At 69.9% G+C, this 23,322-nt stretch carries 20 protein-coding genes and 2 tRNA genes; 14 read left to right on the forward strand and 8 right to left on the reverse strand.

All coding sequences use genetic code 11. The annotated features are described in order from the left end of the window. The first annotated feature begins 167 nt into the window (after nucleotides 1–167). From KXC43_RS09900 to KXC43_RS09925, 6 genes are all read left to right on the forward strand, one after another. Nucleotides 168–1,481, forward strand: a complete 1,314-nt coding sequence (locus KXC43_RS09900; protein WP_221375692.1) for a M16 family metallopeptidase — start codon at nucleotides 168–170, stop codon at nucleotides 1,479–1,481. Beyond that, nucleotides 1,478–2,797 carry a M16 family metallopeptidase gene (locus KXC43_RS09905; protein ID WP_221375693.1) on the forward strand — a complete coding sequence of 440 codons (1,320 nt, stop codon included), beginning with the start codon at nucleotides 1,478–1,480 and terminating at the stop codon, nucleotides 2,795–2,797. The genes KXC43_RS09900 and KXC43_RS09905 overlap by 4 nt, the downstream gene beginning before the upstream one ends. Then, nucleotides 2,794–3,765 (forward strand): NAD(+) diphosphatase, encoded by a 972-nt coding sequence (nudC, locus tag KXC43_RS09910; protein ID WP_221375694.1) that lies wholly within the window; start codon nucleotides 2,794–2,796, stop codon nucleotides 3,763–3,765. The genes KXC43_RS09905 and nudC overlap by 4 nt, the downstream gene beginning before the upstream one ends. A gap of 102 nt (nucleotides 3,766–3,867) precedes the next feature. Continuing rightward, nucleotides 3,868–4,761, forward strand: a complete 894-nt coding sequence (locus KXC43_RS09915; protein ID WP_221375695.1) for a phytanoyl-CoA dioxygenase family protein — start codon at nucleotides 3,868–3,870, stop codon at nucleotides 4,759–4,761. A 27-nt stretch (nucleotides 4,762–4,788) separates the two neighbouring features. Beyond that, entirely contained in the window at nucleotides 4,789–5,226 is a 438-nt protein-coding gene (locus tag KXC43_RS09920) for a hypothetical protein (RefSeq protein WP_221375696.1), read from the forward strand. Further along, the gene (locus tag KXC43_RS09925) at nucleotides 5,223–5,663 is read left to right on the forward strand and encodes a hypothetical protein (RefSeq protein ID WP_221375697.1); all 441 of its coding nucleotides are present in this window, start codon (nucleotides 5,223–5,225) and stop codon (nucleotides 5,661–5,663) included. Before KXC43_RS09920 ends, KXC43_RS09925 begins: the two co-directional genes overlap by 4 nt. Here the strand turns inward: KXC43_RS09925 and KXC43_RS09930 are convergent. Further along, the gene (locus KXC43_RS09930; protein ID WP_221375698.1) at nucleotides 5,629–5,874 is read right to left on the reverse strand and encodes a mycoredoxin; all 246 of its coding nucleotides are present in this window, start codon (nucleotides 5,872–5,874) and stop codon (nucleotides 5,629–5,631) included. The genes KXC43_RS09925 and KXC43_RS09930 overlap by 35 nt on opposite strands. Nucleotides 5,875–5,956: 82 nt before the next feature. On the opposite strand from KXC43_RS09930, the gene KXC43_RS09935 reads away from it, so the two are divergent. The 3 genes from KXC43_RS09935 (at nucleotide 5,957) to KXC43_RS09945 (ending at nucleotide 9,008) form a co-directional block, all read left to right on the forward strand. Further along, nucleotides 5,957–8,092: an ATP-dependent DNA helicase UvrD2 gene (locus tag KXC43_RS09935; RefSeq protein WP_221375699.1), complete on the forward strand. Its 2,136-nt coding sequence runs from the start codon at nucleotides 5,957–5,959 to the stop codon at nucleotides 8,090–8,092. Between the two features lie 120 nt (nucleotides 8,093–8,212). After that, complete coding sequence (locus KXC43_RS09940) at nucleotides 8,213–8,503, forward strand: hypothetical protein (protein ID WP_221375700.1); 291 nt, start codon at nucleotides 8,213–8,215, stop codon at nucleotides 8,501–8,503. Nucleotides 8,504–8,645: 142 nt separating this feature from the next. Further along, the gene (locus tag KXC43_RS09945; RefSeq protein ID WP_221375701.1) at nucleotides 8,646–9,008 is read left to right on the forward strand and encodes a WhiB family transcriptional regulator; all 363 of its coding nucleotides are present in this window, start codon (nucleotides 8,646–8,648) and stop codon (nucleotides 9,006–9,008) included. Between the two features lie 326 nt (nucleotides 9,009–9,334). Here the strand turns inward: KXC43_RS09945 and KXC43_RS09950 are convergent, their stop codons facing one another. The 4 genes from KXC43_RS09950 to KXC43_RS09965 all read right to left on the reverse strand — a co-directional run bounded on the left by KXC43_RS09950 (nucleotide 9,335) and on the right by KXC43_RS09965 (nucleotide 13,562). Next, on the reverse strand, nucleotides 9,335–10,612 hold the full coding sequence (locus tag KXC43_RS09950) for a M18 family aminopeptidase (protein WP_221375702.1): 1,278 nt from the start codon (nucleotides 10,610–10,612) through the stop codon (nucleotides 9,335–9,337). Nucleotides 10,613–10,646: 34 nt separating this feature from the next. Next, nucleotides 10,647–11,993 (reverse strand): ABC1 kinase family protein, encoded by a 1,347-nt coding sequence (locus KXC43_RS09955; protein ID WP_221375703.1) that lies wholly within the window; start codon nucleotides 11,991–11,993, stop codon nucleotides 10,647–10,649. A 92-nt stretch (nucleotides 11,994–12,085) separates the two neighbouring features. Beyond that, nucleotides 12,086–13,126 carry a ThiF family adenylyltransferase gene (locus KXC43_RS09960; RefSeq protein WP_221375704.1) on the reverse strand — a complete coding sequence of 347 codons (1,041 nt, stop codon included), beginning with the start codon at nucleotides 13,124–13,126 and terminating at the stop codon, nucleotides 12,086–12,088. A gap of 274 nt (nucleotides 13,127–13,400) precedes the next feature. Beyond that, the gene (locus tag KXC43_RS09965; RefSeq protein ID WP_015625326.1) at nucleotides 13,401–13,562 is read right to left on the reverse strand and encodes a DUF5679 domain-containing protein; all 162 of its coding nucleotides are present in this window, start codon (nucleotides 13,560–13,562) and stop codon (nucleotides 13,401–13,403) included. 470 nt (nucleotides 13,563–14,032) lie between these two features. Between KXC43_RS09965 and KXC43_RS09970 the strand changes: the two genes are divergently transcribed. Together KXC43_RS09970 and KXC43_RS09975 are read left to right on the forward strand one after the other, a co-directional pair. After that, entirely contained in the window at nucleotides 14,033–14,566 is a 534-nt protein-coding gene (locus KXC43_RS09970) for a M48 metallopeptidase family protein (RefSeq protein ID WP_221375705.1), read from the forward strand. A gap of 9 nt (nucleotides 14,567–14,575) precedes the next feature. Next, complete coding sequence (locus tag KXC43_RS09975; RefSeq protein WP_221375706.1) at nucleotides 14,576–15,172, forward strand: hypothetical protein; 597 nt, start codon at nucleotides 14,576–14,578, stop codon at nucleotides 15,170–15,172. A 21-nt stretch (nucleotides 15,173–15,193) separates the two neighbouring features. Here KXC43_RS09975 and KXC43_RS09980 read toward each other — a convergent pair whose 3' ends face one another. Continuing rightward, nucleotides 15,194–16,507 carry a zinc-dependent metalloprotease gene (locus KXC43_RS09980; RefSeq protein WP_221375707.1) on the reverse strand — a complete coding sequence of 438 codons (1,314 nt, stop codon included), beginning with the start codon at nucleotides 16,505–16,507 and terminating at the stop codon, nucleotides 15,194–15,196. Between the two features lie 90 nt (nucleotides 16,508–16,597). Between KXC43_RS09980 and KXC43_RS09985 the strand changes: the two genes are divergently transcribed. The 3 genes from KXC43_RS09985 (at nucleotide 16,598) to KXC43_RS09995 (ending at nucleotide 20,853) form a co-directional block, all read left to right on the forward strand. Beyond that, nucleotides 16,598–17,623 carry a YlbL family protein gene (locus KXC43_RS09985; RefSeq protein ID WP_221375708.1) on the forward strand — a complete coding sequence of 342 codons (1,026 nt, stop codon included), beginning with the start codon at nucleotides 16,598–16,600 and terminating at the stop codon, nucleotides 17,621–17,623. Nucleotides 17,624–17,702: 79 nt separating this feature from the next. Continuing rightward, complete coding sequence (locus KXC43_RS09990) at nucleotides 17,703–20,690, forward strand: UPF0182 family membrane protein (RefSeq protein ID WP_221375709.1); 2,988 nt, start codon at nucleotides 17,703–17,705, stop codon at nucleotides 20,688–20,690. An 89-nt stretch (nucleotides 20,691–20,779) separates the two neighbouring features. After that, nucleotides 20,780–20,853: transfer RNA gene (locus tag KXC43_RS09995), tRNA-Met, on the forward strand. A 630-nt stretch (nucleotides 20,854–21,483) separates the two neighbouring features. On the opposite strand, the gene KXC43_RS10000 is transcribed toward KXC43_RS09995, so the two are convergent. Further along, complete coding sequence (locus KXC43_RS10000; RefSeq protein ID WP_221375710.1) at nucleotides 21,484–22,056, reverse strand: hypothetical protein; 573 nt, start codon at nucleotides 22,054–22,056, stop codon at nucleotides 21,484–21,486. 1,056 nt (nucleotides 22,057–23,112) lie between these two features. After that, nucleotides 23,113–23,186 (reverse strand) — tRNA-Met (locus tag KXC43_RS10005). Nucleotides 23,187–23,322: the final 136 nt, after the last annotated feature.

The raw sequence follows: 23,322 nt of genomic DNA on the forward strand, positions 1-23,322 counted from the left end.
AGATCCCCCTGTCCCGCCATACCCGCGTAAGCCTATCTAGTAGATAGGAATGATGGTCTAGGTGGGGAATGGCGTCAAGTCCGTGTCCGCCTGCCGGAAATTCAGCCGGTGGTCAAGTGGTCACCTGCGGTCGCGACGCAGGTCGAAGAAGGCGCTAATGTCATTTCGTGGCGCGCAGAATCAAGATCCCCGCGACGAAGTACCCGGTGGAGCGTTTCACCCTGGCCAACGGATTGCGGGTGGTGCTCACCCCCGACCGCAGCGCCCCGGTCGTCGGGGTCGCGGTGGTCTACGACGTGGGCATCCGTTCCGAGCCCGAGGGCCGCACCGGCTTCGCCCATCTCTTCGAGCACCTGATGTTCCAGGGCTCGGAGAACCTCGAGAAGCTGGCCCACTTCCGGCACGTGCAGGGCGCCGGTGGCACCTTCAACGGGTCGACCCACCTCGACTACACCGACTACTTCGAGGTGCTGCCCTCGGGCGCGCTCGAGCGGGCGCTCTTCCTCGAGGCCGACCGCATGCGCGGGCCCCGGCTGACCGAAGAGAACCTGCTCAACCAGATCGACGTGGTCAAGGAAGAGATCCGGGTCAACGTGCTGAACCGGCCCTACGGCGGGTTCCCCTGGTTGCGGCTGCCGCCGGTGCTGTTCTCGACCTTCCCCAACGCCCACGACGGCTACGGCTCGTTCGGCGACCTCGACAGCGCCACGTTGGCTGACGCCCAGGCGTTCTTCGATCGCTACTACGCCTGCGGCAACGCCACCCTGGCCGTGGCCGGCGACTTCGACGTGGCCAAGGCGACCGAGATGATCCACCGCCACTTCGACGACGTGCTGGCCCGTCCGGCCCCGCCCCGGCCCGACTTCGACGAGCCCGACCTCACCGGCGAGAAGCGCGACGTCTACACCGACAAGCTCGCCCCGTTGCCCGGCGTGGCCGGCGCGTGGCGCGTGCCCGACCCGATCGGCGACTTCGAGGCCTATGTGCCCTACGTCGTGCTGGCCGAGGTGCTCACCGACGGTGACGCGTCCCGTCTGGTCGAGCGCCTGGTGCAGCGCGACCGCACGGTGACCAGCATCGGCGGCTACATCGGCTTCATGGGCGACGAGTTCCAGGTCCGCAACCCGACCGCGTTGCTGCTCCAGGCCCACATGCCGCCCGGTGGCGACGCCGAGAAGGTGCTGCGCACGGTCGACGAGGAGATGGACCGCCTCGCCGTCGACGGCCTCAAGCCGGGCGAGCTCGAGCGGGTGCAGGCCCGCATCGCCACCCACCTGCTGCGGGACACCGACTCGGTGCTCGGCCGGGCGCTGCCGATGGCGGTGCTCGAGCTTCAGCGCGGTCGTCCCGAGATGCTGAACGAACTGCCCAAGCTGATCGGCGAGGTCACCGAGGCGCAGATCGCCGCCGCGGCCGCCACTTTGCGCCCCGAGCGGCGCGCCACCGTCGAGGTCGTCCCTGGAGCCGGAGCCGCCGCATGACAAGCAAGTCCCTGCCCGACCTGATCCCGGACGCGAAGCTCAAGCTGCCCAAGGAGGCCGAGCGCACGCTGGCCGGCGGCCTCACGGTGATCGCCATCCGGCGTACGTCCGTGCCGCTGGTCGAACTGCGGCTGCGGGTGCCGTTCGGCAAGACGCCACTGCCGCGCGCCACTGTGCTCTCCCAAGCGCTGTTCACCGGCACCAGCACCATGACCAGCGTCGACATCGCGGCCGAACTGCAGGCGGTCGGTGGCGGGCTCTCGGCCGGGCTCGACCCCGACCGGCTGCTGGTGACCGGCAACTCGCTGGCCTCGGGCCTCGACCGGATGCTCGAGATCCTGGCCGACGTGCTCACCGACCCGGCCTACCCGAACGACGAGGTGGCGACCGAGCGCGACCGCCTGGTCGACCACATCCAGGTGGCGCTGACCCAGCCGTCCCACCTGGCCCGCACAGCGCTGCTGAAGCGGATGTTCGGCCGTCACCCGTACGCGATCCAGACGCCCGAGCCCGAGCAGGTGCGCGCTGTGCGCCCGGCCCAGCTGCGCGCGCTGCACGCCGAGCGGGTCCGCCCCGACGGCGCGGTGCTGGTGCTGGTGGGCGACCTCAACCCGGAGAAGGCGATCGACGCCGCCGAGAAGGCGCTGGGCAGCTGGACCGGCCCGGCCAAGGCCGTGGTCGTCCCGCCCACCCCGGCCCTCGAACCCGGCCCGCTGTTGCTGGTCGACCGGCCCGGCGCGGTGCAGTCGTCGTTGCGCATGGCCCTGCCCGCCCTCGAGCGCACCGATCCCGACTACGCCGCCCTCCAGCTTGCCAACCTGGTGTTCGGCGGCTACTTCTCGTCCCGCTGGGTCGAGAACATGCGCGAGGACAAGGGCTACACCTACGGTCCGCACACCGGCATCGAGCACTATCTGGCCGGCTCCGCGCTGGTGCTCTCGGCCGAGGTCGCGACCGAGGTGACCGGCCCGTCTCTGCTCGAGACCCTGTACGAGCTGGGCCGCATCGCCAGCCTGCCGCCGGGCGAGGACGAGCTGGAACAGGCCCGCCGCTACGCGTTGGGCACCCTGCGCCTGGGCATGTCGACCCAGGCCGGTCTGGCCGGCCTGGCCAGCATGTACTCCAGTTTCGGCCTTCGCCTCGACCACCTGCGGCAATACTCGGCCGCGCTGGCCTCCGCCTCCCGCGAGGAGGTGGCCGCCGCGGCCGCCCGCTTCCTGGCGCCGGCCAACGCGGTCACGGTCGTGCTGGGCGACGCCGAAAAGGTCGAAGGCCCGCTGTCCGCCCTCACCACGGTGGAACGAAGCGCCGCGTGAGCGCTCCCGAAGAGCCCGACGTCAGGGAGCAGCCCAGCGGTCTGGTCGACGCGCCGCCGCTGGCCCGCAGCACCCTCGACCGGGCCGCAGCGCACCGCACCGACGACGAGTGGCTGGCCGCGGCGTGGGCTCGCGGCCAGGTCATCGTCGTCGACCTGGCGAAGGGCGGCCGGGCCCTGGCCACCGAGGACCGGCTGGTGCTGCTGCCTTCGGCCGAGGCGCCCGGGGGGGAGCACTGGTTCCTCGGGCTCGACGCCGACGGCACACCGCTGTGGACGGTCGACGCGGCGCTGCCCGAAGCCGGGGGCGCCTCGGCAGTCACCCTGCGCGACGTCGGCCACCTGCTCGACGACCGCGACGCCGGAATCTTCACGACCGCCGTGGCCCTGGGCAACTGGCATCGCAGCCACCAGTTCTCGCCGCGCACCGGGTTGCCGACCACGGCGGTGGAGGCCGGCTGGGCGCGCAAGGACGCCGAGGGCAACACGATGTGGCCCCGCACCGATCCGGCCATGATCGTGCTGGTGCACGACGGGGTCGCCGGTCCCGAGGGTCGCTGCCTGCTCGGGCACAACGCCGCCTGGGGCCGGGCGGCCGACGGCGGCCTGCGGTTCTCGTGTCTCGCCGGCTACGTCGAGCCGGGCGAGTCGGCCGAGGCCAGTGTCGGCCGTGAGGTCGGCGAAGAGGTCGGTCTCGACCTGACGTCGCTGCACTACGAGGGCAGTCAGTCCTGGCCGTTCCCGGGTTCGCTGATGCTGGGATTCCACGCCACAGCCGACCCCGAACAGCCGATCCGGCTCGACCCGGCCGAGATCGACGAGGCGCACTGGTTCACCCGGGACGACATCGCCAAGATGATTGCCGGTGATTTCCACCATCCCGAAACGGGTGTCCCGATGGGCCTGCCGATGCCCTCTTCCATCGCTTTCTATCTCATTGAGCGCTGGTTGGGCGGTTTGGCCCGCTAACGGAATCAAGTTCGTCTAATCAGAGAAGTTTTCTCCTTATCAAGTAACCAAAAGAGGGCTCAGCCGCGTCTCGGTTTACAAAGACCGAGAGGCGGAAGATCGATGACGCAGGTGGAAGCGCCCGCATGGGCCCCGATGACCGCGGATGAGCGGGCCCGGTTCGACCGGGACGGCTTTCTCGTGGTGCCCGGAGTGCTGTCCGAGAGCGAGATCGCGCTCGCGCGTGGCGCTGTTCTCGGCGCCTTCGAGCGGGCCGGGCAGCCCGGGGGGCACGGCTTGGGCTCGACGGGTGCGCTGCACCAGCTCTCGGCGGTGACCTCCCTGCCCGAGCTGGCGTTCCTGCTCGACCACCCGGTGGCGTTCCGCTACATCTGGTCGCTGCTCGGCTGGAACGTGCACGTCTACCACTCCCACATCGACGTGCACCCGCAGATCCACGAGAAGCAGAAGGACTGGTGGCACTGGCACCAGGACGGTGGCCGGCAGAACCGGGAGCTCGAGACCGACCCCCGCCCGACGATGTCGGTCAAGCTGGCCTACTGGCTGTCCGACGTGAGCGAGACCGGCCGGGGCAACTTCACCGTGCTGCCCGGCAGCCACAAGACCAACTGGCTGCCCGGCCCGCCGAGCCGCGGGGTCCCGTGGCCGCAGCCCGAAGGCGCGCTCCAGATCACCGCCAACCCCGGCGACCTGGTTGTCTTCGACCGTCGCCTGTGGCACGCACGCTCCGACAACTACTCCGAGGTCACTCGCGTCGGCGCCTTCTTCGGCTACACGTACCGCTGGATCGCCGGCCGGGACGACGTCGCCGACCTGCCGAACACCCCGGAATGGGCCGGCTTCAACGACGTGCAGAAGCAGTTGCTCGGGCATTGCCCGCAGGGTGACGGCAGCGGCGACCACGCCTGGGGCCACTACCCCGAGACGACGCCGCTCTACGGCGCGCTCAAAGAGAAGGGCCTGCTCGACTCCAGCATCCCGGCTCTCATCCCGTAAACGCCCACATCCCGATACCCTACGCATGTGGGGCAAAGCGGGACATTAGACAGAGCGGCGACCGCGGCGGGCCGCCTTCTCCTCGATGCGCTCGGAGAGGAGGGCCCGGCGCGGTCGCTGTCGCGCCTGGGTAGCTCGCCGCAGGCCGTCCGGCTCCTGCACGAGCTGTTCACGGTGGCGGTGCGGCGCAGCTTCGTCGGGCGTGATGCCCGCGACGTCACCGGCTACATCCGCGACCTGCTCGAGTATCAGGCGCTGCCGGTCGGCGGGCAGCTGGCCCGCCAGTCCGAGGCGGTGGTCCGCTCGGCGCTGGGCGAGCCGGAACTGGCGTACGCGATCCCGGCCCTGCGCCGGGCCGAGATCATCTGTCTGGTGGTGGGCGACCTGGCGCGGCCGCCCGGCGTTCCCGCCGACGAGCTTCTCGCGCTGGTCCGTCAGGCCGAGGCGCGGGTGGCCCGGTCGTGAGCCCGGTCTTCTCGCCGGCGCCCGGCGTGCGCACCGGAGCCGGGCGCTACCTGCAATTGGTGGCGCACGAGGAGGCGCCCCAGGAATTCGACGCGCCGGACGAGGACGCGCGCCACCTGTGGGAGATCGCTTTCGGACTCGCGGCCCGGCGCCGCTTCGAACCGGAGAGCTCCCTGGCCGAGATCAGGCGCACCGTGGCCGGCGGACTGCCGACCCTCGAGGCCGAGATGCTGCTGCGCGCCGCCCTGGGCGAGAAGGTACCGGTGGACGAGATCGACGAAAGCGTCCGGACCGGCGCCCACCTGCTGCTCTTCGCCCGCCTGGTGGAGGAGATGGCCCTGACCGACGGCGAGCTCGAGGGCCTGGTCGCCCGGGCCGAGGAGCTCGCCGCCGAACCGGAGCTCAGCCGGCGGCCAGAGCTGACAGATGCTCCTTGACCTGGACGATCGATGGGTTGGTGAGGGCCGAGCCGTCGTCGAACTTCAGGGTCGGGACGGTCTGGTTGCCGCCGTTGACGCTCATCACGAACTCGGCCGCTTCGGGCTGCTGCTCGATGTCCACCACCTCGTAGGCGATTCCCTCGCGGTCGAGCTGCGACTTGAGGCGGTGGCAATAACCGCACCAGGACGTCGAGTACATGGTCAACATCGGTCGGGAACTCCTTCGGCTGGGTCACATGGCACAGCGCCTTCCGGCACAACGTCGGACCCGGGTGCCATGATTCCCTATCGTGCGGACTGATGCGGTGCTGGCCGGGCTCGACCCCGAGCAACGGACGGCGGTGACCGCCCCCGCCGGCCCGGTCTGCATCCTGGCCGGCGCCGGCACCGGTAAGACCCGGGCGATCACCCACCGGATCGCCTATCGGACGCTGACCGGCGAGGTGAGCCCGCGGCACATCCTGGCGGTGACGTTCACGGCGCGGGCGGCGGCCGAGATGCGGTCCCGGCTCACCGAGCTCGGGGCCTCCGGTGTGCAGGCGCGCACGTTCCACGCGGCGGCGCTGCGCCAGGTGCGCTACTTCGCGCCCCGGCTGCTCGAGGGCCGGGCGATGCCCGAACTGCTCGAGAGCAAGGCGCGCATGGTGGGTCTGGCCGCGGCCCGGGCCGGGGTGCGGGCCGACCGCACGGGTGCGCGCGACCTGGCCAGTGAGATCGAGTGGGCGAAGTCCTCGCTGGTCGAGCCGAGCGAATACGCGGTGGCGGCCAGGAAGGCGTTGCGCGAGCCGCCCTTCGAACCGGCCAAGGTGGCCGAGGTCTTCACCGCGTACGAGTCGCTCAAGCGCCGCCAAGGCGTGATCGACTTCGAGGACATGCTGCGCGCCGCCGTCTGGGGGATCGAGGAGCACCCCGACGTGGCCGAGCAGATCCGGGCTCAATACCGCCACTTCGTCGTCGACGAGTACCAGGACGTCAACCCGCTCCAGCAGCGGCTGCTCGACGCCTGGCTGGGCGGGCGCGACGATCTCACCGTGGTCGGCGACGCCAGCCAGACCATCTACTCGTTCACCGGCGCCACCTCGTCGTACCTGATCGACTTCCCCCGGCTGCGCCGCGAGGCCGTGGTCGTCCGGCTGGTGCGCGACTACCGCTCCACGCCACAGGTGGTCGGGCTGGCCAACGCGGTGATCCGGCAGGCCCGCGGCAGCGAGGCGCGGCTGCGGCTCGAACTGGTCGGTCAGCGGCCACCGGGCGCCGAACCCGAGCTGAAAATCTTCCCGGACGAGGCGGGCGAGGCGGTCGCGATCGCCCGCCGGTGCCGCGATCTCATCGCGTCGGGCACGCCGGCCAGCGAGATCGCGGTGCTCTTCCGGACGAACGCGCAGTCCGAGACGTACGAGAAGGCACTGGCCGAGGCCGAGGTTCCCTATGTCGTACGGGGGGCCGAGCGCTTCTTCGAACGGCCGGAGATCCGCCAGGCGATGATCGCGATGCGCGCCGCCGTCCGGTCCACTCCCGGCGAGACGCCACTGGTGACGGCCGTGGTCGACGCCCTCGCGGCGACCGGCTGGCAGCGCGAGCAGCCCCCGCCCGGCGGCGCCGCCCGCGAGCAGTGGGAGGCGATGGCCGCGCTGGTCGCCCTGGCCGAGGACTACGCGAAGGCCCCCACGGTGGAGCCGATCGGGCAGGCCGGGGCCGTGCAGCGCGACGTCACGCTGACCGCGTTCAACGAGGAGCTGAGCCGGCGGGCCGAGCAGCAGCACGCGCCCACGGTCGCCGGCGTGACGCTCGCCTCCCTGCACTCGGCCAAGGGCCTCGAATGGGATGCGGTCTTCCTGGCCGGCCTGGCCGACGGCACGCTTCCCACGACGTACGCCAAGACGCCGGACCAGCTCGAAGAGGAGCGACGCCTGCTCTACGTGGGGGTCACCCGGGCCCGGCAGTGGCTCTGGCTCTCGTACGGCCAGGCGCGCTCGCCGGGGGGCCGGGCCCGGCGTCCGTGCCGGTTCCTGCCGCAGCTCGAACGCACCTCGGCCACCGAGCGCGCGGGCGACCGCAGTCGGAAACCCGACCGAAGGCGCGCGCAGGTCTCGTCGTGCCGCATCTGCGGGGCCACCCTGATGGCCGGGGCCGACCGCAAGCTCGGCCGCTGCCCGACCTGTCCCTCGGACCTCGACGAGGAGCTGTTCGAGCGCCTGCAGAAGTGGCGGGCGGCCACCGCGGCCGACCTCAAAGTGCCTGCTTACGTCGTCTTCACCGACGCCACGCTGGTGGCCCTGGCCGAGCGTCGCCCGTCGTCGCCGGCCGAGTTGCTGGCGATCGCCGGGATCGGGGCCCGCAAGCTCGGTCAGTACGGGGAAGCGGTGTTCGCTCTGGTGGGTGGCGCGAGCCCGGACGAGGTCGCTCAAAAAAACTTTGAAAACTAGTCCGTTAATTCGTTTGCCTCGGCTGCTACGCCAGGCATAGCCTCAGTTCACACCTCGCCGAGCAGCAATGTTCGGCGGGCCGCAAAGACGAGTGCAACGCAACTGGAGGAGGTGGCAACGATGGAGATCTACACGATGACGATGCAGCCCTCGCTGCCGCTGACCCGTGCCTGCGCTCCGTCCGCATGGCTGCCGACCGCACCCGTCATGGTGCCGGTTCTGGCTGCTGAGCGGGCTCCGGTCTCGCGGGTGCACCAGGTCTCCGTCCAGGCCGAGCTGGGCGTGGCACCGAAGCTCCCGCTGATCGATGGCACCAATGGCACCACTGGGTTCAAGGGCATCAATGTCTCCGTCGCCAAGCGCTACACGGATGGTGGCAGCGGTGTCCCGCCTCGAGGAAGGCCGGTCTGACAAACAGACCTCCGGCTCACCTCGAGGCCGCGGAACCCGTAACTGGGATCCGCGGCCTTACTTTTTTGCCGGCTCACCGGCCGGATGCACGACCTGAAGGCGATCCAGAAGATCGAAGAGAAGAGAGAGGTGACCGGGCTTTATGAGTCTGGCGCTGGCCCCACTCGACGTGAGCGTCGAGATCGAGGCAAACCTGCCCTGTCGGAAGTTCGACCCGGACCTGTGGTTCTCCGACTCCCCGGCCCAGCTGGAACTGGCCAAGTCGCTCTGCGGGGACTGCCCGCTGCGCGTCGAGTGCCTGGCCGGCGCGGTCGAGCGGAACGAGCCCTGGGGTGTCTGGGGCGGCGAGATCTTCGAGCGCGGTGCCGTGGTTCCGCGCAAGCGGCCGCGTGGCCGTCCCCGTAAGGCCGATGTGGCGCGCGACGCCGAACTGGCCCACGAGGTCGAAGAGCGGCTCGCCGCGAACGGACTGGAGTCCCGCAAGACCGTTGGTCTGGCGGCCTGAAATGACCATCGTCCCCGTCCCCTCCTACCGAAACGAGACAACTGACATGTACGCGAGTGGAGCGACCAAGATGAGACTTCTCCAAGAAGCGTTGAGCAGGGCCCGAATGCGTCGGCCTCAGAGTGACTACACACCTGAGGCACACCGTCCCGCTCGCCAGGTAGCCATGGAGGCGCGTCACACCGCCTCGCGCGAACTCGGCGGTCGGCGATTCTGATACCCGAAGCTCACTGAATGCCGAACGAGATGACGAGAGGCCCGTCCGCTGTCCGCGGGCGGGCCTCTCGCTGTCGTCGAGCTTGCGCGTTTTCGTGCGTGGGCTGTTGTCAGGCTTGTGCGGAGAGAAACACGCGCGCCGCGGCGGAGAGGTACGCCGGGTCGTCGACGTGGCAGAGCTCGCGGGCCGAGTGCATCGAGAGCAGCGGCACACCGACGTCAAGCGTGGGGATGCCGATGCGGGCCGCGGTGATCGGGCCGATCGTCGAGCCGCAGGGAACCGAGTTGTTGGAGACGAATTCCTGGTACGGGACGCCGGCGGCAGCGCAGGTGCGGGCCCACAGCGCGGCGCCGGTGCCGTCGGTGGTGTAGCGCTGGTTCGCGTTGATCTTCAGTAGCGGGCCGGCGCCGGGCAGCGGGCGGTTGACCGGGTCGTGGCGGTCGGGCCGGTTGGGGTGCACGGCGTGCCCGGCGTCCGACGAGAGACACCACGAGCCGGCGATCGCCCGGGCCAGGTCGGAGCGGTCGCCGCCCAGGGCCGCCGAGATCCGCTCCAGCACGTCGGCCAGGAACGGACCGGCCGCGCCGGAGCGGGTCTCCGAGCCGACCTCCTCGTGGTCGAAGGCGGCCAGCACGGCGATCGCATCGGTGGGCTCGGCTTCGAGCAGCGCGGCCACGCCGGCGTGCACCGACGACAGATTGTCGAGGCGGCCCGAGGCGAACAGCTTGCCGTCGGCGCCGAAGCGGGCCGGGGCGTTGGCGTCGACGGTGATGACGTCGTAGCCGGCCACGTCGGTGCTGCCGATGCCGGCCAGGCCGGCCAGATGGGCGACGATGTCGGCGTTCTCGGGTTTGCCCACGCCCCAGATCGGCTGGAGTTCGCGCTGCTTGTCGGGGGCGAACGAGTCGTTCACGGCGCGGTCGAGGTGGATGGCGAGGTGCGGGATGCGCGCGAACGGTCCGGTCCGCACCAGGTAGGGGGTGCCGTCTCGGTGCACGACGCGGCCGGCGAACTCGAGCTCGCGGTCGAACCAGGAGGGGACGATCGGGCCGCCGTACACCTCGACACCGGCCTGCCACCAGCCGGACGTGACCGTCGACGGCTTGGGCTTGAGCTTGAAACCGGGGGAGTCGGTGTGGGCGCCGAGGATGCGGAACGGGGTGCCGCGACCGGCGCCGGCGGGCAGCGCCAAGGCGATGACCGAGCCGTCCCGGACGATCGTGAGCCGGGCTCCCGGGCGTACGGACCCGCTCCAATCGGCCGTCTCGTCGAGCGGCTCGTAACCGGCCGCGCTCAGCCGGCGGGCCACCTCGGCGGCCGCGTGGTACGAGCTGGGGGACGCCGAGACGAAGGCGGCCAGGTCATCTATGTGGGCAGACGCGTCCATGCCGCCCATCAGATCATGGGTGGCTGCCGGTGGGTCACCCGACCGGCGCGAAGCCGGGCAGCCACTTCTTGAGGATCTCGCGGTAGGGTGCCTCGGCCTCGAGCTGGCTGAGGACGCCGATCGAGCCCAATGTCACCCGGTGGATCAACAGGTAGGACGGCGGCAGGTTGAGCTTGCGGCTGAGCTGGTAGGCCGGTGAGCGCGGGCTGCTCAACCGGGTCGCCTCGCCCCGCAGCCAACTGCGCGTGAAACGGAACCTTTCGACCGCGACCGGCTCGATCATCGGGCGCAGGAAGTCGAGCAGGCCCTGAGCGTCGATCTCGTCGTCCTGCTTGACGAAGCCCTCTTCGCGGAGCCCGGCGGCGACCCCGGCGGCATCGCCGTCGAGGGCCAGGCGGACCAGCCGGCCGATCGGCTCGGGGTGGCCGCCGGGAAGCCGGGCCACCGCGCCGAAGTCGATCACGCCGAGGCGGCCGTCGGCCAGCATGCGGAAGTTGCCCGGGTGCGGGTCGGCGTGCAGCAGGCCGGCCCGGGCGGGCGCCGAGAAGTGCAGCGTCGCCATCAGGCGGCCGGCCTCGTCGCGCTCCTCGACCGTGCCGTCCGAAATGATCTTGGACAGCGGGGTGCCGTCGACCCATTCGGTGACCAGCACCTTGGGCGCGGCGGCGATCACCCGGGGCACGTAGATCTCGGCGTCGTCGGCGAACGCCTCGGCGAAAGCCGTCTGGGTCTCGGCCTCCATCGCGTAGTCGAGCTCTTCGGTGATGCGCTCGCGGAGCTCGGCCAGCAGCGGCTTGATGTCCATGCCGGGCTGAATGATCTTGAACATGCCGGCCAGGCGGGAGAGCTGCTTGAGGTCGGCGATCAACGCGTCGCCCGCTCCCGGGTATTGCACCTTGACCGCGACCTGAACGGTCTTGGGCTTGGCATTCCTGCGCGCCGGCGGCAGCTTCCAGACCGCGCGGTGAACCTGGCCGATGCTGGCCGCGGCGGCCGGGCTGTCGTCGAACTCGGCGAACTTGTCGCGCCAGTCGGGGCCGAGCTGCTCGGCGAGCGCCTTGTGCAGGCTGGCCACCGGCATCGGGGGTGCGGCCTCTTGCAGCTTGGTCAGCGCCTGGCGGTAGGGGCCCGCCATCTCTTCCGGCAGGGCGGCCTCGAACACCGAGAGCGCCTGCCCGAACTTCATCGCGCCGCCCTTGAGCTGGCCCAGCACGCTGAAGAGCTGCTCGGCCGTGCGGCGCTGGATGTCCTCGGAGATCACGTCGGTGGCTATTCCGACGGCGCGCTTGCCGAAGCCCAGTGCGGTGCGCCCCGCGAAGCCCAGCGGAAGCGCGGCCAGCTTGGCGGTGCGGGCCGCCGCACGCCGCGGAATGTCGCTCACCAGATCATTGTGACCGAAGTCGGAAGCTTCAACCGCCCGCCTCGATGCCATTTGTCGGATGAGAGGGGGAAAGTCCATCACTATTCCTGGCTTCATTGGCGTGCCGGTCGGTTGCGGCGGCGTGCCGGACGTAAACAGTCGCAGCTCGGATGGGCCGGCCACGTGCGCCGGCGCAGGCGGGACGGCGAGGTCAGTTCGGTCGAGACGCCCAGAGTCTCCGGAGTGCCCCCGTCGATGAAGGTCAGAACCTCCTCGATCGCGTACGCGGCGGCGGCGAGCAGGGTCGCCACGGTGCACGGCTCGGGGCCGGTGCGGGTGGGCGGGCCCGGCCAGCCGGCATCCCGGTCGCGGCGGTGCAGATCGAGGCAGGCCAGGCACGGGCCGCCGGTCGGTGGGACCAGGGGGCCGATCACCGCGGCGCCGTCGCGGATCGTCACGGCCAGGTGGGGCTGGCGGCGTTGCGCGTGGGCGGCCGCGAGCAGGGTGACCGGCATGTCGGAGTCGAGCTGCACGACCAGGGTCGCGGGCCCGCCGCGGACGGCGCCGGTCTCCATGCCTGGCACCACGCGTTCGAGAGCGGCGGTGACCGCCTTGACGCGGGGCCGGCCGACGTCGGAGCCGCGGAGCGGGCCGCCGGCCAGCTCACCCGGGTGGACCAGCCCCGGCAGATCGGGGTGCACGTGGCCGACGCCCGCCTCGGCCAGCGCCACCGCGATCGGGGCGCCCAGCCGGCCCCGCCCGGTGAGCACCACCTGGGCGGCATGGCGGCGGCGCAGGCGGGACGCCGGAGTGCGGGTGGTGCCGCCGCGCAGAGCGAGGACGGCAGCCTCGCCGGTGAGCCGGTGGACGGACGGGATCGATTGCGGCAGCAGCGAGGCGGCCGGCACGGCCAATCCGGCGGCGCGCAGAGAGTCGACGATCGCCTGGGCGTCTTCCGACGGGACGCCCTTGGCCGCCGCGTGGAGCAGCACCAGTCGCTCGGGCCGGGTGCCGTCGAGCAGGTCGAGCACCAGAGCGGCGCGGGGATGAGGCAGGCGCAGCACGAACGCCCGGGACGGGTCGGAGCCGAGCTGCAACTCGCCTTCGGCACGCCAGACGCGGGGGAGGCCGGGGATGAGCGTCGGTCGGTTCACGCATCACAGGATGTCACTGCAGGGATGCGGAGCGAATAAGTTGTCCACAGGGAGCGATGGCGCCGGACACGCTCTGTCCACAGGTTTCAGCAAGTTATCCACAGGCCTGTGGGTTTATCCACAACCTCACTCAACGTGCCTCGGAGGGTGTGGATATGGCGGTGCGGAGAGATGTACCGGGGAGGGCGACACGCCCTCCCCGGGTGGGTGAACGGCCTTGTCGCGAGCTCGATGATGGCCTAGTGGGACCAAGCTCGCGAAGCCGTTCGACTGCTCAGGCCTTGGCCTTGCCCAGAATGCGGTTCACGGTCGTGCCGCAGACCGGGCACTTGCCCTTGGCCATGTTCATGCCCGTCTTCGAGACCTCTACGGTGCCCTGGAAGTCGCGCTTCTCCTTGCACTTCACGCAGTAGCCGTTGTACGTGTTGTCGGCCACGGTTCCTCCTCGTCATGTTGTCGGCCGGGTCGGCCCGATGCCTGCTCGCGGTGGCAGGCCGCGACCTGTGTTCGGCGCTGGACCGCTCCGAGACCACGTGGATGTGGCCACCCGTCGGGGCGGTCACTACCCAGGTCAGGCCAGTTCCATGTCAGCGCGGCGTCGGCGGTGTCACCGACGACGTGAGTGTGCCCGTCCGAAACGCCCTTTTTGGGATGTTGTGGTGCAACACGCCGTACGGTGCCATCAAACGGGCAGAAATGGGACGGCGAACGCGTTGGCCGACGGATCCCATCGTGAGTTAGGTTGGCGGATCAGCGCCGATGTTGCGCCAGTGGAAAATTTTTTCGGTAATACGCGGACGAAGTACTCAAATCTCACGAGTGTCGTGCGGCGTACTCTTGCGGTGACATGGGTCTCACGGATTAGCGTCTCAACGTGAACCCGAATCTGGGCCGCGCGAGCCGGTAATGGCCCGGACGCGCAAGCCTGTCGTCGAAGTGCGGCGTAGCCAGCGCCGTCGTCGCACAGTGTCCGCGTACCGCGATGGTGAGCGCGTGGTCGTGCTCATCCCCGACCGGTTCTCCCGCGCTGAGGAGACCGAGTGGGTCGAGCGGATGCTGGCCCGCCTGGCCGCGCGCGAGGAACGCATCCAGCGCACCGACGACGAGTTGCTCATCCGGGCCCGCCGCCTGACCAGCCGCTACCTGTCCGACCACGCCGCCCGGGTGCAACCGGCGAGCGTACGGTGGGTGACCAACCAGAACGGCCGTTGGGGCTCCTGCACGCCCGACGACGGCACGATCCGCATCTCCCACCGGATTCAGGAGATGCCCGACTGGGTGATCGACTACGTGTTGCTGCACGAACTCGCTCACCTGGTCGTGCCCAGCCACAGCGCCCGCTTCTGGGAGCTGGTCAACCGCTACCCGAAGGCCGAGCGCGCCCGGGGCTACCTCGAGGGCATCTCCGCGGCGACCGGGCTGGTCCTCGCCGACGACTAGTCTGGGGCCGTGGTCCGACGGGTGGTTGCAACGCTGCTGGTGCCGGTGCGGTGGAGTCCGCCCGGCGTTGATCTGAGCGCGTGGCGGGCGGCGCTCGCCGAGGACGTCGTGGATCTGCTGGCGCGGCTGTCGCAGGCCGAGGGCGCCATCGCGGCCACCGCCGACGACCTGAAGCTGGCCGAGGAGATCGCCTGGCCCGGCATGCGGATCTACGAAGTGCCGACCGCGACCTACCTGCCGGTGCTGGCCGCGGCCACCCGGGACGGCTTCGACCAGGCGGCCGTCATCGCGGCCGACGCGCCCGACGTGCCGGGCATGATCCTGGGTAAGTTGCTGCGGCCGCTCGAGAACAAGGCCGTCGCGGTGGCCCCCGGCGGCCCTGGGAACGGCTTGTTCGGGCTGGCCACGAGCCTGCCGGCGCCCGATTGGCTGGTTGATCACGAGCTCGACGACGCCACGGCCCAGGTGCTGCGCCGCAATGCGCCCCGGCCCGGCGACGTCTCGTCGACACCCGAGTGGCGGCGGCTGCGCGGGGCCGCCGAGCTGGCGAGCCTGGACCCCGCCCTGGAGGGCTGGGAGAACACGCGGGCGCTGCTCGGCGGCTGAGGCCGAGCAGCGCCGCACGCGTCAATCGGTCTTGCCGCCCTTGTCGTCTTCGCCGGGATCGCCCTTGGCCTCGCCGGTGTTGCCCTCGGCCTGGCCGGTGTTGCCCTCGGCCTGGCCGGGCCCGAGGTTGTCGAGCTCGCTGATGTCCCAGTCGGCGCTGCCCTGGGCGAAGGCTTGCGGGTCGGCGAAGTCCTCATCCGTCGGCAGCAGGTCGGGGTGGCCCCAGAGGGCATCGCGGCCCTGCACGCCGCGGTGGTCGGTGACGGCGGCCCACAGCACGCCCGCCTCACGCAGGCGGCGGGGGCGGAGCTCGAGGCCGACCAGGGCGGCGAACGTCTGCTCGGCCGGCCCACCGGCGGCCCGGCGGCGGCGGAACGCCTCACCGAGCTGGACCACGGAGGGCAGGCGGTCGCCGGCGGCGCGGTCGACCACGTGGCCGACCCAGCCCTCGATCAGCGCCAGCGCCGTCTCGAGGCGGGCCAGGCTCGCCTTCTGCTGCGGGGTGTCTTCCGGAGTGAAGATGCCCTCGAGCGCCATCGCCTGCATCGACTCGGGGTCGGCCGGGTCGACCCGGCTCATCGCGTCCTCGATGGCCTCGCGGTTGACCGTGATGCCGTTCGCGTACGTCTCGACGGCGCTCAGCACGTGCGCCCGCAGCCACGGCACATGGCCGAAGAGGCGCTGGTGGGCGGCCTCGCGCAGAGCCACGTACAGGCGTACCTGGTCTTCGGGGATCTCGAGCCCGTCGCCGTACGCCTTGATGTTGGCCGGCACGAGCGCGGCGGTGCCGGTGGGGCCGAGCGGCAGGCCGATGTCGCCGGCCGAGAGCACCTCGGCCGCGAGCTGGCCCAGCGCCTGGCCGAGCTGGCCGCCGAAGAGCGCCCCGCCCAGCGTCGCGACCATCGACTGCATGGGGCCGAGCTGCGCCTTCGCCTCGTCGGGGACGAGGTCGCCCATGGCGCCCACCATGCGGCCGGCGATCGGGTCGCACAGCTTCTTCCACACGTCGAGCGTGTTGTAGATCCACTCGTTGCGGTTCCAGGCGGTGGCCGTACGGATGCCGCTGGGCAGCGCGGACGCCGGGTCGAGCCACAGGTCGGCGAGACGCAGCGCCTCTTCCACCTGATGGCGCTCGAACATGTTCACCGCGGGGTCGCCGGCGGCGGACAGCTGGCTGGCGGCGACCTGCCGGGCCAGGTCCCAGTTCACGGGGCCGCTGCCGGGCCCGGCGAACATCTGCTGCAGCTGCGCCATGAACTGCTGCATCTGCTGCGGGTCGGAGGGGTCGGGTGGCTGGGCACCCGGCAGGGAGAAGCCGAACGGGATATCAGGCACGTAGCCAACGGTACGCGCGAAACGGCCGCTCGGGACCCGTGGCGGTGTCAGCTCAGAGAGAACTCAGGCAGGGGCGATAGTCTCTCGCGCATGAGACGTCGTGGTGTCACCGTTGTCCTCGGCGCCCTGATCACCGCCCTGCTGGCCGTCGGTGTGATGGCCGCACCCCTGCCCTACGTCGTGCTGAAGCCCGGCCCGACGGTGAACACGCTCGGTTCGGACAACGGCGCCGAGGTGATCCAGGTGACGGAGGCGAAGACCACGACGTCGGCCGGCCAGTTGCGGCTGACCACGGTGAACGTGCAGTCGCAGGTCGAACTGGTGTGGGCGGTCAGCAGCTGGTTGAAGTCGTCCGACGCGGTGGTGCCCCGCGAGCTGATCTACCCGCCCGACCGTACGGAAAAGCAGGTCGAGCAGCAGAACGCCGAGGAGTGGACGGCCTCGCAGGACAGCGCGATCACGGTCGCCCTGACCAAGCTCGGCTACCCGGTGCAGACCGTGGTGGCCAAGGTCGGCGACGGCAGCGCCGCGACCGGCATCCTCAAGGCCGGCGACGTGATCACCGCGGTCGACGGGACCAAGGTCACCGATCCCGGGAAGCTGACCGAACTGGTCCGGGCCAAGCCGGCCGGCACCGCGCTGACCATCGCCTACACCCGGGGCGGCAAGCCCGCCACCGCCAAGGTCACCACCAAGGCGGCCGAGGACAAGGTGCCCCGGCTCGGCATCGAGATCGACACGAAGCAGAACGCGCCGTTCAAGGTATCGATCGACCTCGACAAGATCGGCGGGCCGAGCGCGGGGCTGATGTTCACGCTCGGCATCATGGACAAACTCGAGCCGGCCGATCTGACCGGCGGAAAGATAATCGCGGGGACGGGGACGATCGACAACGACGGCAATGTCGGCCCGATCGGCGGGATCCCGCAGAAACTGGTCGGCGCCAAAAAGGCCGGCGCTCAGATCTTCCTGGTGCCCAAGGGCAACTGCGCCGAGGCAGCGCGCAACGCTGTGGACGGACTGCCGATGGCCGAGGTGGCCACGGTGGACGACGCGCTCACCGCCCTCAAGACCTTCACCGGGGGTGGCACCCCCAAGCCGTGCTCGGCTGAGTGACTGATGACGTACTGTGAGACACCGGCCCGACTGATATGTGGAGCCTCCGTTGGTTATGCGTAACAGCCCTCTGCCAAGGATGAGCCGACGCGGTCGCGTCACCGTCGGCGTCCTGGTCGGGGTCTTCCTTCTTTTCACGCTGCTCGGGTGGGGCATCGACGCGTACACCGATTACCTCTGGTTCAACGAGGTCGATTTCGTCAACGTCTTCTCCGGTGTCCTCCTCACCCGCCTCCTTCTCTTCCTGGTCGTCGGCGCGGTCGTCGCGCTCGTCATCGCCGGGAACCTCTACCTCGCCTACCGCCTGCGCCCGATGTTGCGGCCGCACTCCGCCGAACAAGCGACACTCGAGCGCTACCGCATGATCATCGCGCCGCGCCTCGGCACCTGGATCACCGTGCTCACGCTGATCATCGGCTTCTTCGCGGGCCTGTCCGCGCAAGGCCGGTGGAAGGACTGGATGCTCTTCCGCAACGGCGGGAGCTTCGGCATCCAGGATCCGGAACACAAGGTGGACGTCGGGTGGTACGTCTTCGACTACCCGATGCTGCGCTATGCGCTCGGGGTGGCGTTCACCGCCGTGGTGCTCTCGGTGCTCGGCGCGCTTGCCGTCCACTACATCTTCGGCGGCGTACGCCTGCAGGGCGTCGGCGACCGTATGACCACCGCCGCGCGGGCTCACCTGACGTCCCTGGTCGCGCTGTTCGTCCTGCTCAAGGCGGTGGCGTACGTGCTCGACCGGCGCGCGCTGCTGCTCGAGCAGCACGTCTCGCCCGGGCTCTACGGCGCCGGCTACACCGACGTCAACGCGCTCTTACCAGCCAAAGAGATCCTCGCGTACATCTCCATCGTGGTCGCGATCGCGATCATCGTGTTCTCCAACGCGTGGATGCGCAATCTGGTATGGCCGGGCGTCTCGCTGGCCCTGCTCGCCATCTCGGCGGTGGCGATCGGCGGCATCTACCCGCTCGCCGTCCAGAACTTCTCGGTCAAGCCCAGCCTGAGCGAGAAGGAAGCGCCGTACATCCAGCGCTCGATCGACGCGACCAGAGCGGCCTTCGGGATCGACAAGACCGAGATGGCGCCCTACCGGGCCAACAACGTCGTCCCACCCGGTGGGTTGGCCGGCGACAGCAGCGCGCAGAATGCGCGCTTGGTCGACCCGCAGCTTGTCTCTCAAGGGTTCACCCAGTCGCAGCAGTCCCGCGGCTTCTACGATTTCGGCAAGAAGCTCGACGTCGACCGCTACAAGATCGGCAACGACACCGCCGACTACGTGGTCGGCGCCCGTGAGATCAACGACGACAAGCTGACGCCCCAGCAGCGCAACTGGCTCAACCGGCACACCGTCTACACCCACGGCTACGGCCTGGTGGCGGCGCCGGCCAACCAGGTCGTCTGCGGTGGTCTGCCGTACTTCGTCTCCGGCTTCCTGGGCGACGACCGGCCGCCCGGCTGTTCCTCGGCCACCGAAGAGATCAAGGTCGACCAGCCGCGCATCTACTTCGGCGAGCAGTCCAGCGAGTACGCGATCGTCGGCCAGGAGGACGACAACCGCAAGGTCGAGTTCGACCGCCCGCAGGAAGAGAACAACGACGCCGAGGAGCTCTACACCTACACGGGTCAGGGCGGCGTCGAGATCGGCTCGTTCTTCCGGCGGCTGGTCTTCGCGATCAAGAACACCGAGAGCAACTTCCTGCTCTCCGACGCGGTCAACTCCGACTCCCGGCTCATGTACATCCGCGAGCCGCGTGACCGGGTCGAGAAGGTCGCGCCGTTCCTGACGATCGACGGCGACCCGTACCCGGCGGTGGTCGACGGGCGGATCACGTGGATCCTCGACGGCTACACCACCTCGGCCAGCTACCCGTACTCGCAGAAGGTCAACCTGGCCACCGAGACGCAGGACGAGCTCACCGGTCAGGGAACGTTCGCGCTGGCCCGCGACGACGTCAACTACATGCGCAACTCGGTGAAGGCGACGGTCGACGCGTACGACGGCACGGTCAAGCTGTACGAGTTCGACGAGAACGACCCGGTGCTCAAGGCCTGGAACAAGGCCTTCGGCGGTGACCTGATCATCCCGAAGGCGGACACTCCGGCCTCGCTCGAGGCGCACTTCCGCTACCCGCAGGACATGTTCAAGGTGCAGCGGAACCTGCTCACCCGGTTCCACGTGACCGACCCGCAGGCGTTCTTCTCCGGCCAGGACTTCTGGCAGGTGCCGAACGCGCCCGACGCGCCGTCGAGCAACCAGAAGCAGCCGCCGTTCTACCTGAACGTCGAGCTGCCCGAGCAGGGTGAGACGAGGTTCCAGCTGACAGCCGGCGTGACACCGGCCAACCGCGAGAACCTGGCCGCCTTCATCTCCGGCTCGTACGTGGACAACAAACCGGTGCTCGAAGTCCTCGAACTACCGGATCAGACGGTCATCCCCGGCCCGGTCCAGGTCCATCAGAAGATGACCAACAACGCCTCGGTGCGACAACAGCTCAACCTGTTGTCCAACAACGCGCAGAGCCAGGTGCTGTACGGCAACCTGATCTCCCTGCCGGTCGAGGGCGGCGTCCTGTACGTCGAGCCGGTCTACGTGAAGACCGGCAACCAGGAGAACGCCGCTCCGCTGCTCCAGAAGGTCCTGATGTCGTACGGCGACGGCGGTACGTACGTGGTGCTCGCCGACAACCTGAAGGACGGCCTCGACCAGCTGGTCACGCAGGGTAAACGCGCCCAGACCGGGAACGCCAACACCGGCGGCAACAACAACAGTGGCAACAACAACAGCGGCAACAACAACAGTGGCACCAATGCGCCGCCGCCGGCCCTGACCGGCGAACTGGCCACAGCCGCGGACGCGGTCGACAAGGCCATCGCCGACGTCCGCTCCGCCCAGCAGTCCGGCGACTTCGCCCGGTACGGCCAGGCGCTGCAGGCGCTCGAAACCGCGATGAACAACTTCGAGAACGCCCGCGACGCCGCGGGCGGGACCCCGGCCCCCGGCAACTCGACGAACCCGTCGGCGCCGGCCAACCCGTCCGGAAACCCGTCACCAACACCCAGCGGCTGACATCCGGGACTGGTGACCCACCCGTGTGGTGGGTCACCAGCCCCCGTTTTGCAGCCAACGACAGGGTTGCGCTAGTCTTAACAAGCCGACGCGGGGTGGAGCAGCTCGGTAGCTCGCTGGGCTCATAACCCAGAGGTCGCAGGTTCAAATCCTGTCCCCGCTACGAGTCGAGGGGCCCTTGTCCGCGGAATGCGCGGACCGGGGCCTCTTCGCTTATTCCTGGGGGCCGAGCCCCCAGACCCCACGGTGCGGTGGTTGCTCGGGTGGGGCGGGTGCGGGGGGGGGTCCTGCGACTTCGTCGCGGTGGGGGTTGGCGACTTCGTCGCGACCCGGGGGACTGGCCTGGGTGATGAGGTGTCGGGTTGGGGAGACGGGCTCGGCGGCTCGGGCTTGGCGGCTCCGGCTCGGGCTTGGCGGCTCCGGCTCGGGCTTGGCGGCTCCGGCTCGGGCTTGGCGGTTCCGGCTTGGGCTCGGCGGTTCCGGCTTGGCGGCTTTGGCTTGGGCGGCTTGGGCTTGGCGGCTTGGGCGGCTTGGGCTTGGCGGTGACGATTCGGACTTGGTTGAGGGTCGGATTCTGTTTGCGAGTCTTGTGCTGGGCTTGAGGGTCGGGGGCTGGGCTGGGGTGGTTCGGCTGTCGGTCCTGGTGGGTTGGTTAGTCGGTGCTCCCCGTGCAGGCCGTAACAGATGCCGGGCATGATCGGCGTGGTGGGTGCGCCACTCCGCCAGGAGTTCCGGCACGCTGTAGGCGGCTCAGACGGGCTGGTTAGCTCCCTGTCTACGTCCGCGCCGCCGATCACGCACAGGCGGTAGACGGGTGGGCCAGTTTTGACGTCGGACACCGGCTCGGCGTTGCGATGGGTGCCGGTCTGGCGATGGGTGCTGGTCTGGGCAAGCATGCTTCGCGCTGGACGGGAGTGGCCGCTATCAGGAGTACCGGGGGCCGCTCGAACAGGTTGTGCATGGGTCGCTGACATTCCTCACGCAGCTGCCGGCTGTACCGGAGGTAGCGCACGAGGTAGAACGCTGCGATCACAGGCGTGAGGAGCCACAAGATCTCGAGCCCCGGGCCTGTGGCGCGGGCGTGGAAGGCCGCCGCGGTCAGGTCCGGTGGTTCCTGCCACATCAGCCACTGCAGTGCCGTGGCGAATGTCGTGGAACGACCCGCACGCTCCCCGGCGCAGGCGCCTGGCTCATAACTGGCCACGATGGACGCCGAGCCCAGCAGCACCACGGCGAGCGCCGCGAGCCACAGAAAGAAGAACGAGCCGGTGTCGACGACCCGCTGCCAGGGACGGGCAGCTGCTATGGAACGCGCACGCTTCTCCTGGTTCTCGCCGATGCCGAGCCCATCGGCCCAGACGGCCACCCATCCCGGACGTGGTGATGCCGTCGCGCGGACAGGCAATGTGGCGCCGGACCCAGCCAGCGCCGTGCCGTTCGCTGACCGCAGTGAGCGGGGCGGCGGCTCCTTCATTGCCTTCGTGGTGACCGAGCCGCATCGTCCGTCCCTCGAACGACAGTGTCTATGCGGCTACCTGCCCCAGGCGTGGGACTGCCCCGGATCAGCGGCCAAAACCCACGCCAGGCCGTGCGAGTGGCCCGACCACCTGATCAGCGAGCACTACGGCAGAAAGACAAACCCAAGGACGGTGAAGGCGTACCAGGTCGGCGTCGGCCGGTTCCCCGGCGAAGAGCCGCAATCGCGAGCGCCACCAAGACGAAGGCAAGGAACTCGACAACCACCACAACCAGCGGCCCATGATGATCGATCCTCTGAAGCGCCCGGCCGCGCCCCCGCACCCGATCCGCCGGCAAACTGAGCACTGCGAAAGACCGCGGCGCGTGTCAGATGAGGCGGCCGTCCCGCGCCGCCCGATACAGCCGAAGCGAAACGGGCGCCCGGGTACGAGTGAACCCTACGTGCGCGTGGACGCAGGTAGCCCACAGCGCAGCCCCGAACTCAGCGGCTCGCACTGATTAGGCACCCTCACGGCAGCCCGCGGCCTCACCTCCCGCAGTAGCTACGCCATCACGATCAGGCGATAGATCCACTAATGACAATGACGATCATTGCTGCCGCTGCCGCTGCCGCTGCCGCTGCCGCTGCCGCTGCCGCTGCCGCTGCCGCTGCCGCTGCCGCTGCCGCTGCGCGCGGCCTTGTGGCGACCTACCACCGCTCGTGTGCGGCGGCCGGCAATCGAGACCAGCGCCCCGCCCGCGGTGGTCGCCAGCATCGCGCTGGCTGGTGCCGGGTGCGCTGGTGCGGCTGGTGCCGGTGTTGCGAGCGTTGATGGCCGGTGGCGGCCGCTGGGTGGTGCGGCGGCCCTCGCGATGCGCGGTGGTGCGCCGGCGCCGGGAGGTATGGAATGCCAGAAGCCCCTCACCCGGATGGGTGAAGGGCTTCTGGCATGCACTTCTCTTGTAGCGGGGACAGGATTTGAACCTGCGACCTCTGGGTTATGAGCCCAGCGAGCTACCGAGCTGCTCCACCCCGCGTCGGTAGTTAAACCCTACCCCGTGCCCTCCGCATCGACCAAAACGGGGTCGAATGTCCCCCGAAACCGCCGCCGGCGCGGGCCGACATCGGCCCGGACCGTCGCACCGTTATCGCAGGCCGCCCCACTGCCACCAG

This window comes from Paractinoplanes polyasparticus (assembly GCF_019710575.1).
Classification (GTDB): domain Bacteria; phylum Actinomycetota; class Actinomycetes; order Mycobacteriales; family Micromonosporaceae; genus Actinoplanes; species Actinoplanes polyasparticus.

Excerpts from the sequence above, each read along its gene's own strand:
- KXC43_RS09970 (WP_221375705.1), top strand. The coding sequence starts at position 14,033 with ATGGCCCGGACGCGCAAGCCTGTCGTCGAAGTGCGGCGTAGCCAGCGC.
- KXC43_RS09905 (WP_221375693.1), top strand. The coding sequence starts at position 1,478 with ATGACAAGCAAGTCCCTGCCCGACCTGATCCCGGACGCGAAGCTCAAG.
- KXC43_RS09985 (WP_221375708.1), top strand. The coding sequence starts at position 16,598 with ATGAGACGTCGTGGTGTCACCGTTGTCCTCGGCGCCCTGATCACCGCC.
- KXC43_RS09990 (WP_221375709.1), top strand. The coding sequence starts at position 17,703 with ATGAGCCGACGCGGTCGCGTCACCGTCGGCGTCCTGGTCGGGGTCTTC.
- KXC43_RS09950 (WP_221375702.1), bottom strand. The coding sequence starts at position 10,612 with ATGGACGCGTCTGCCCACATAGATGACCTGGCCGCCTTCGTCTCGGCG.
- KXC43_RS09940 (WP_221375700.1), top strand. The coding sequence starts at position 8,213 with ATGGAGATCTACACGATGACGATGCAGCCCTCGCTGCCGCTGACCCGT.
- KXC43_RS09915 (WP_221375695.1), top strand. The coding sequence starts at position 3,868 with ATGACGCAGGTGGAAGCGCCCGCATGGGCCCCGATGACCGCGGATGAG.
- KXC43_RS09930 (WP_221375698.1), bottom strand. The coding sequence starts at position 5,874 with ATGTTGACCATGTACTCGACGTCCTGGTGCGGTTATTGCCACCGCCTC.
- KXC43_RS09945 (WP_221375701.1), top strand. The coding sequence starts at position 8,646 with ATGAGTCTGGCGCTGGCCCCACTCGACGTGAGCGTCGAGATCGAGGCA.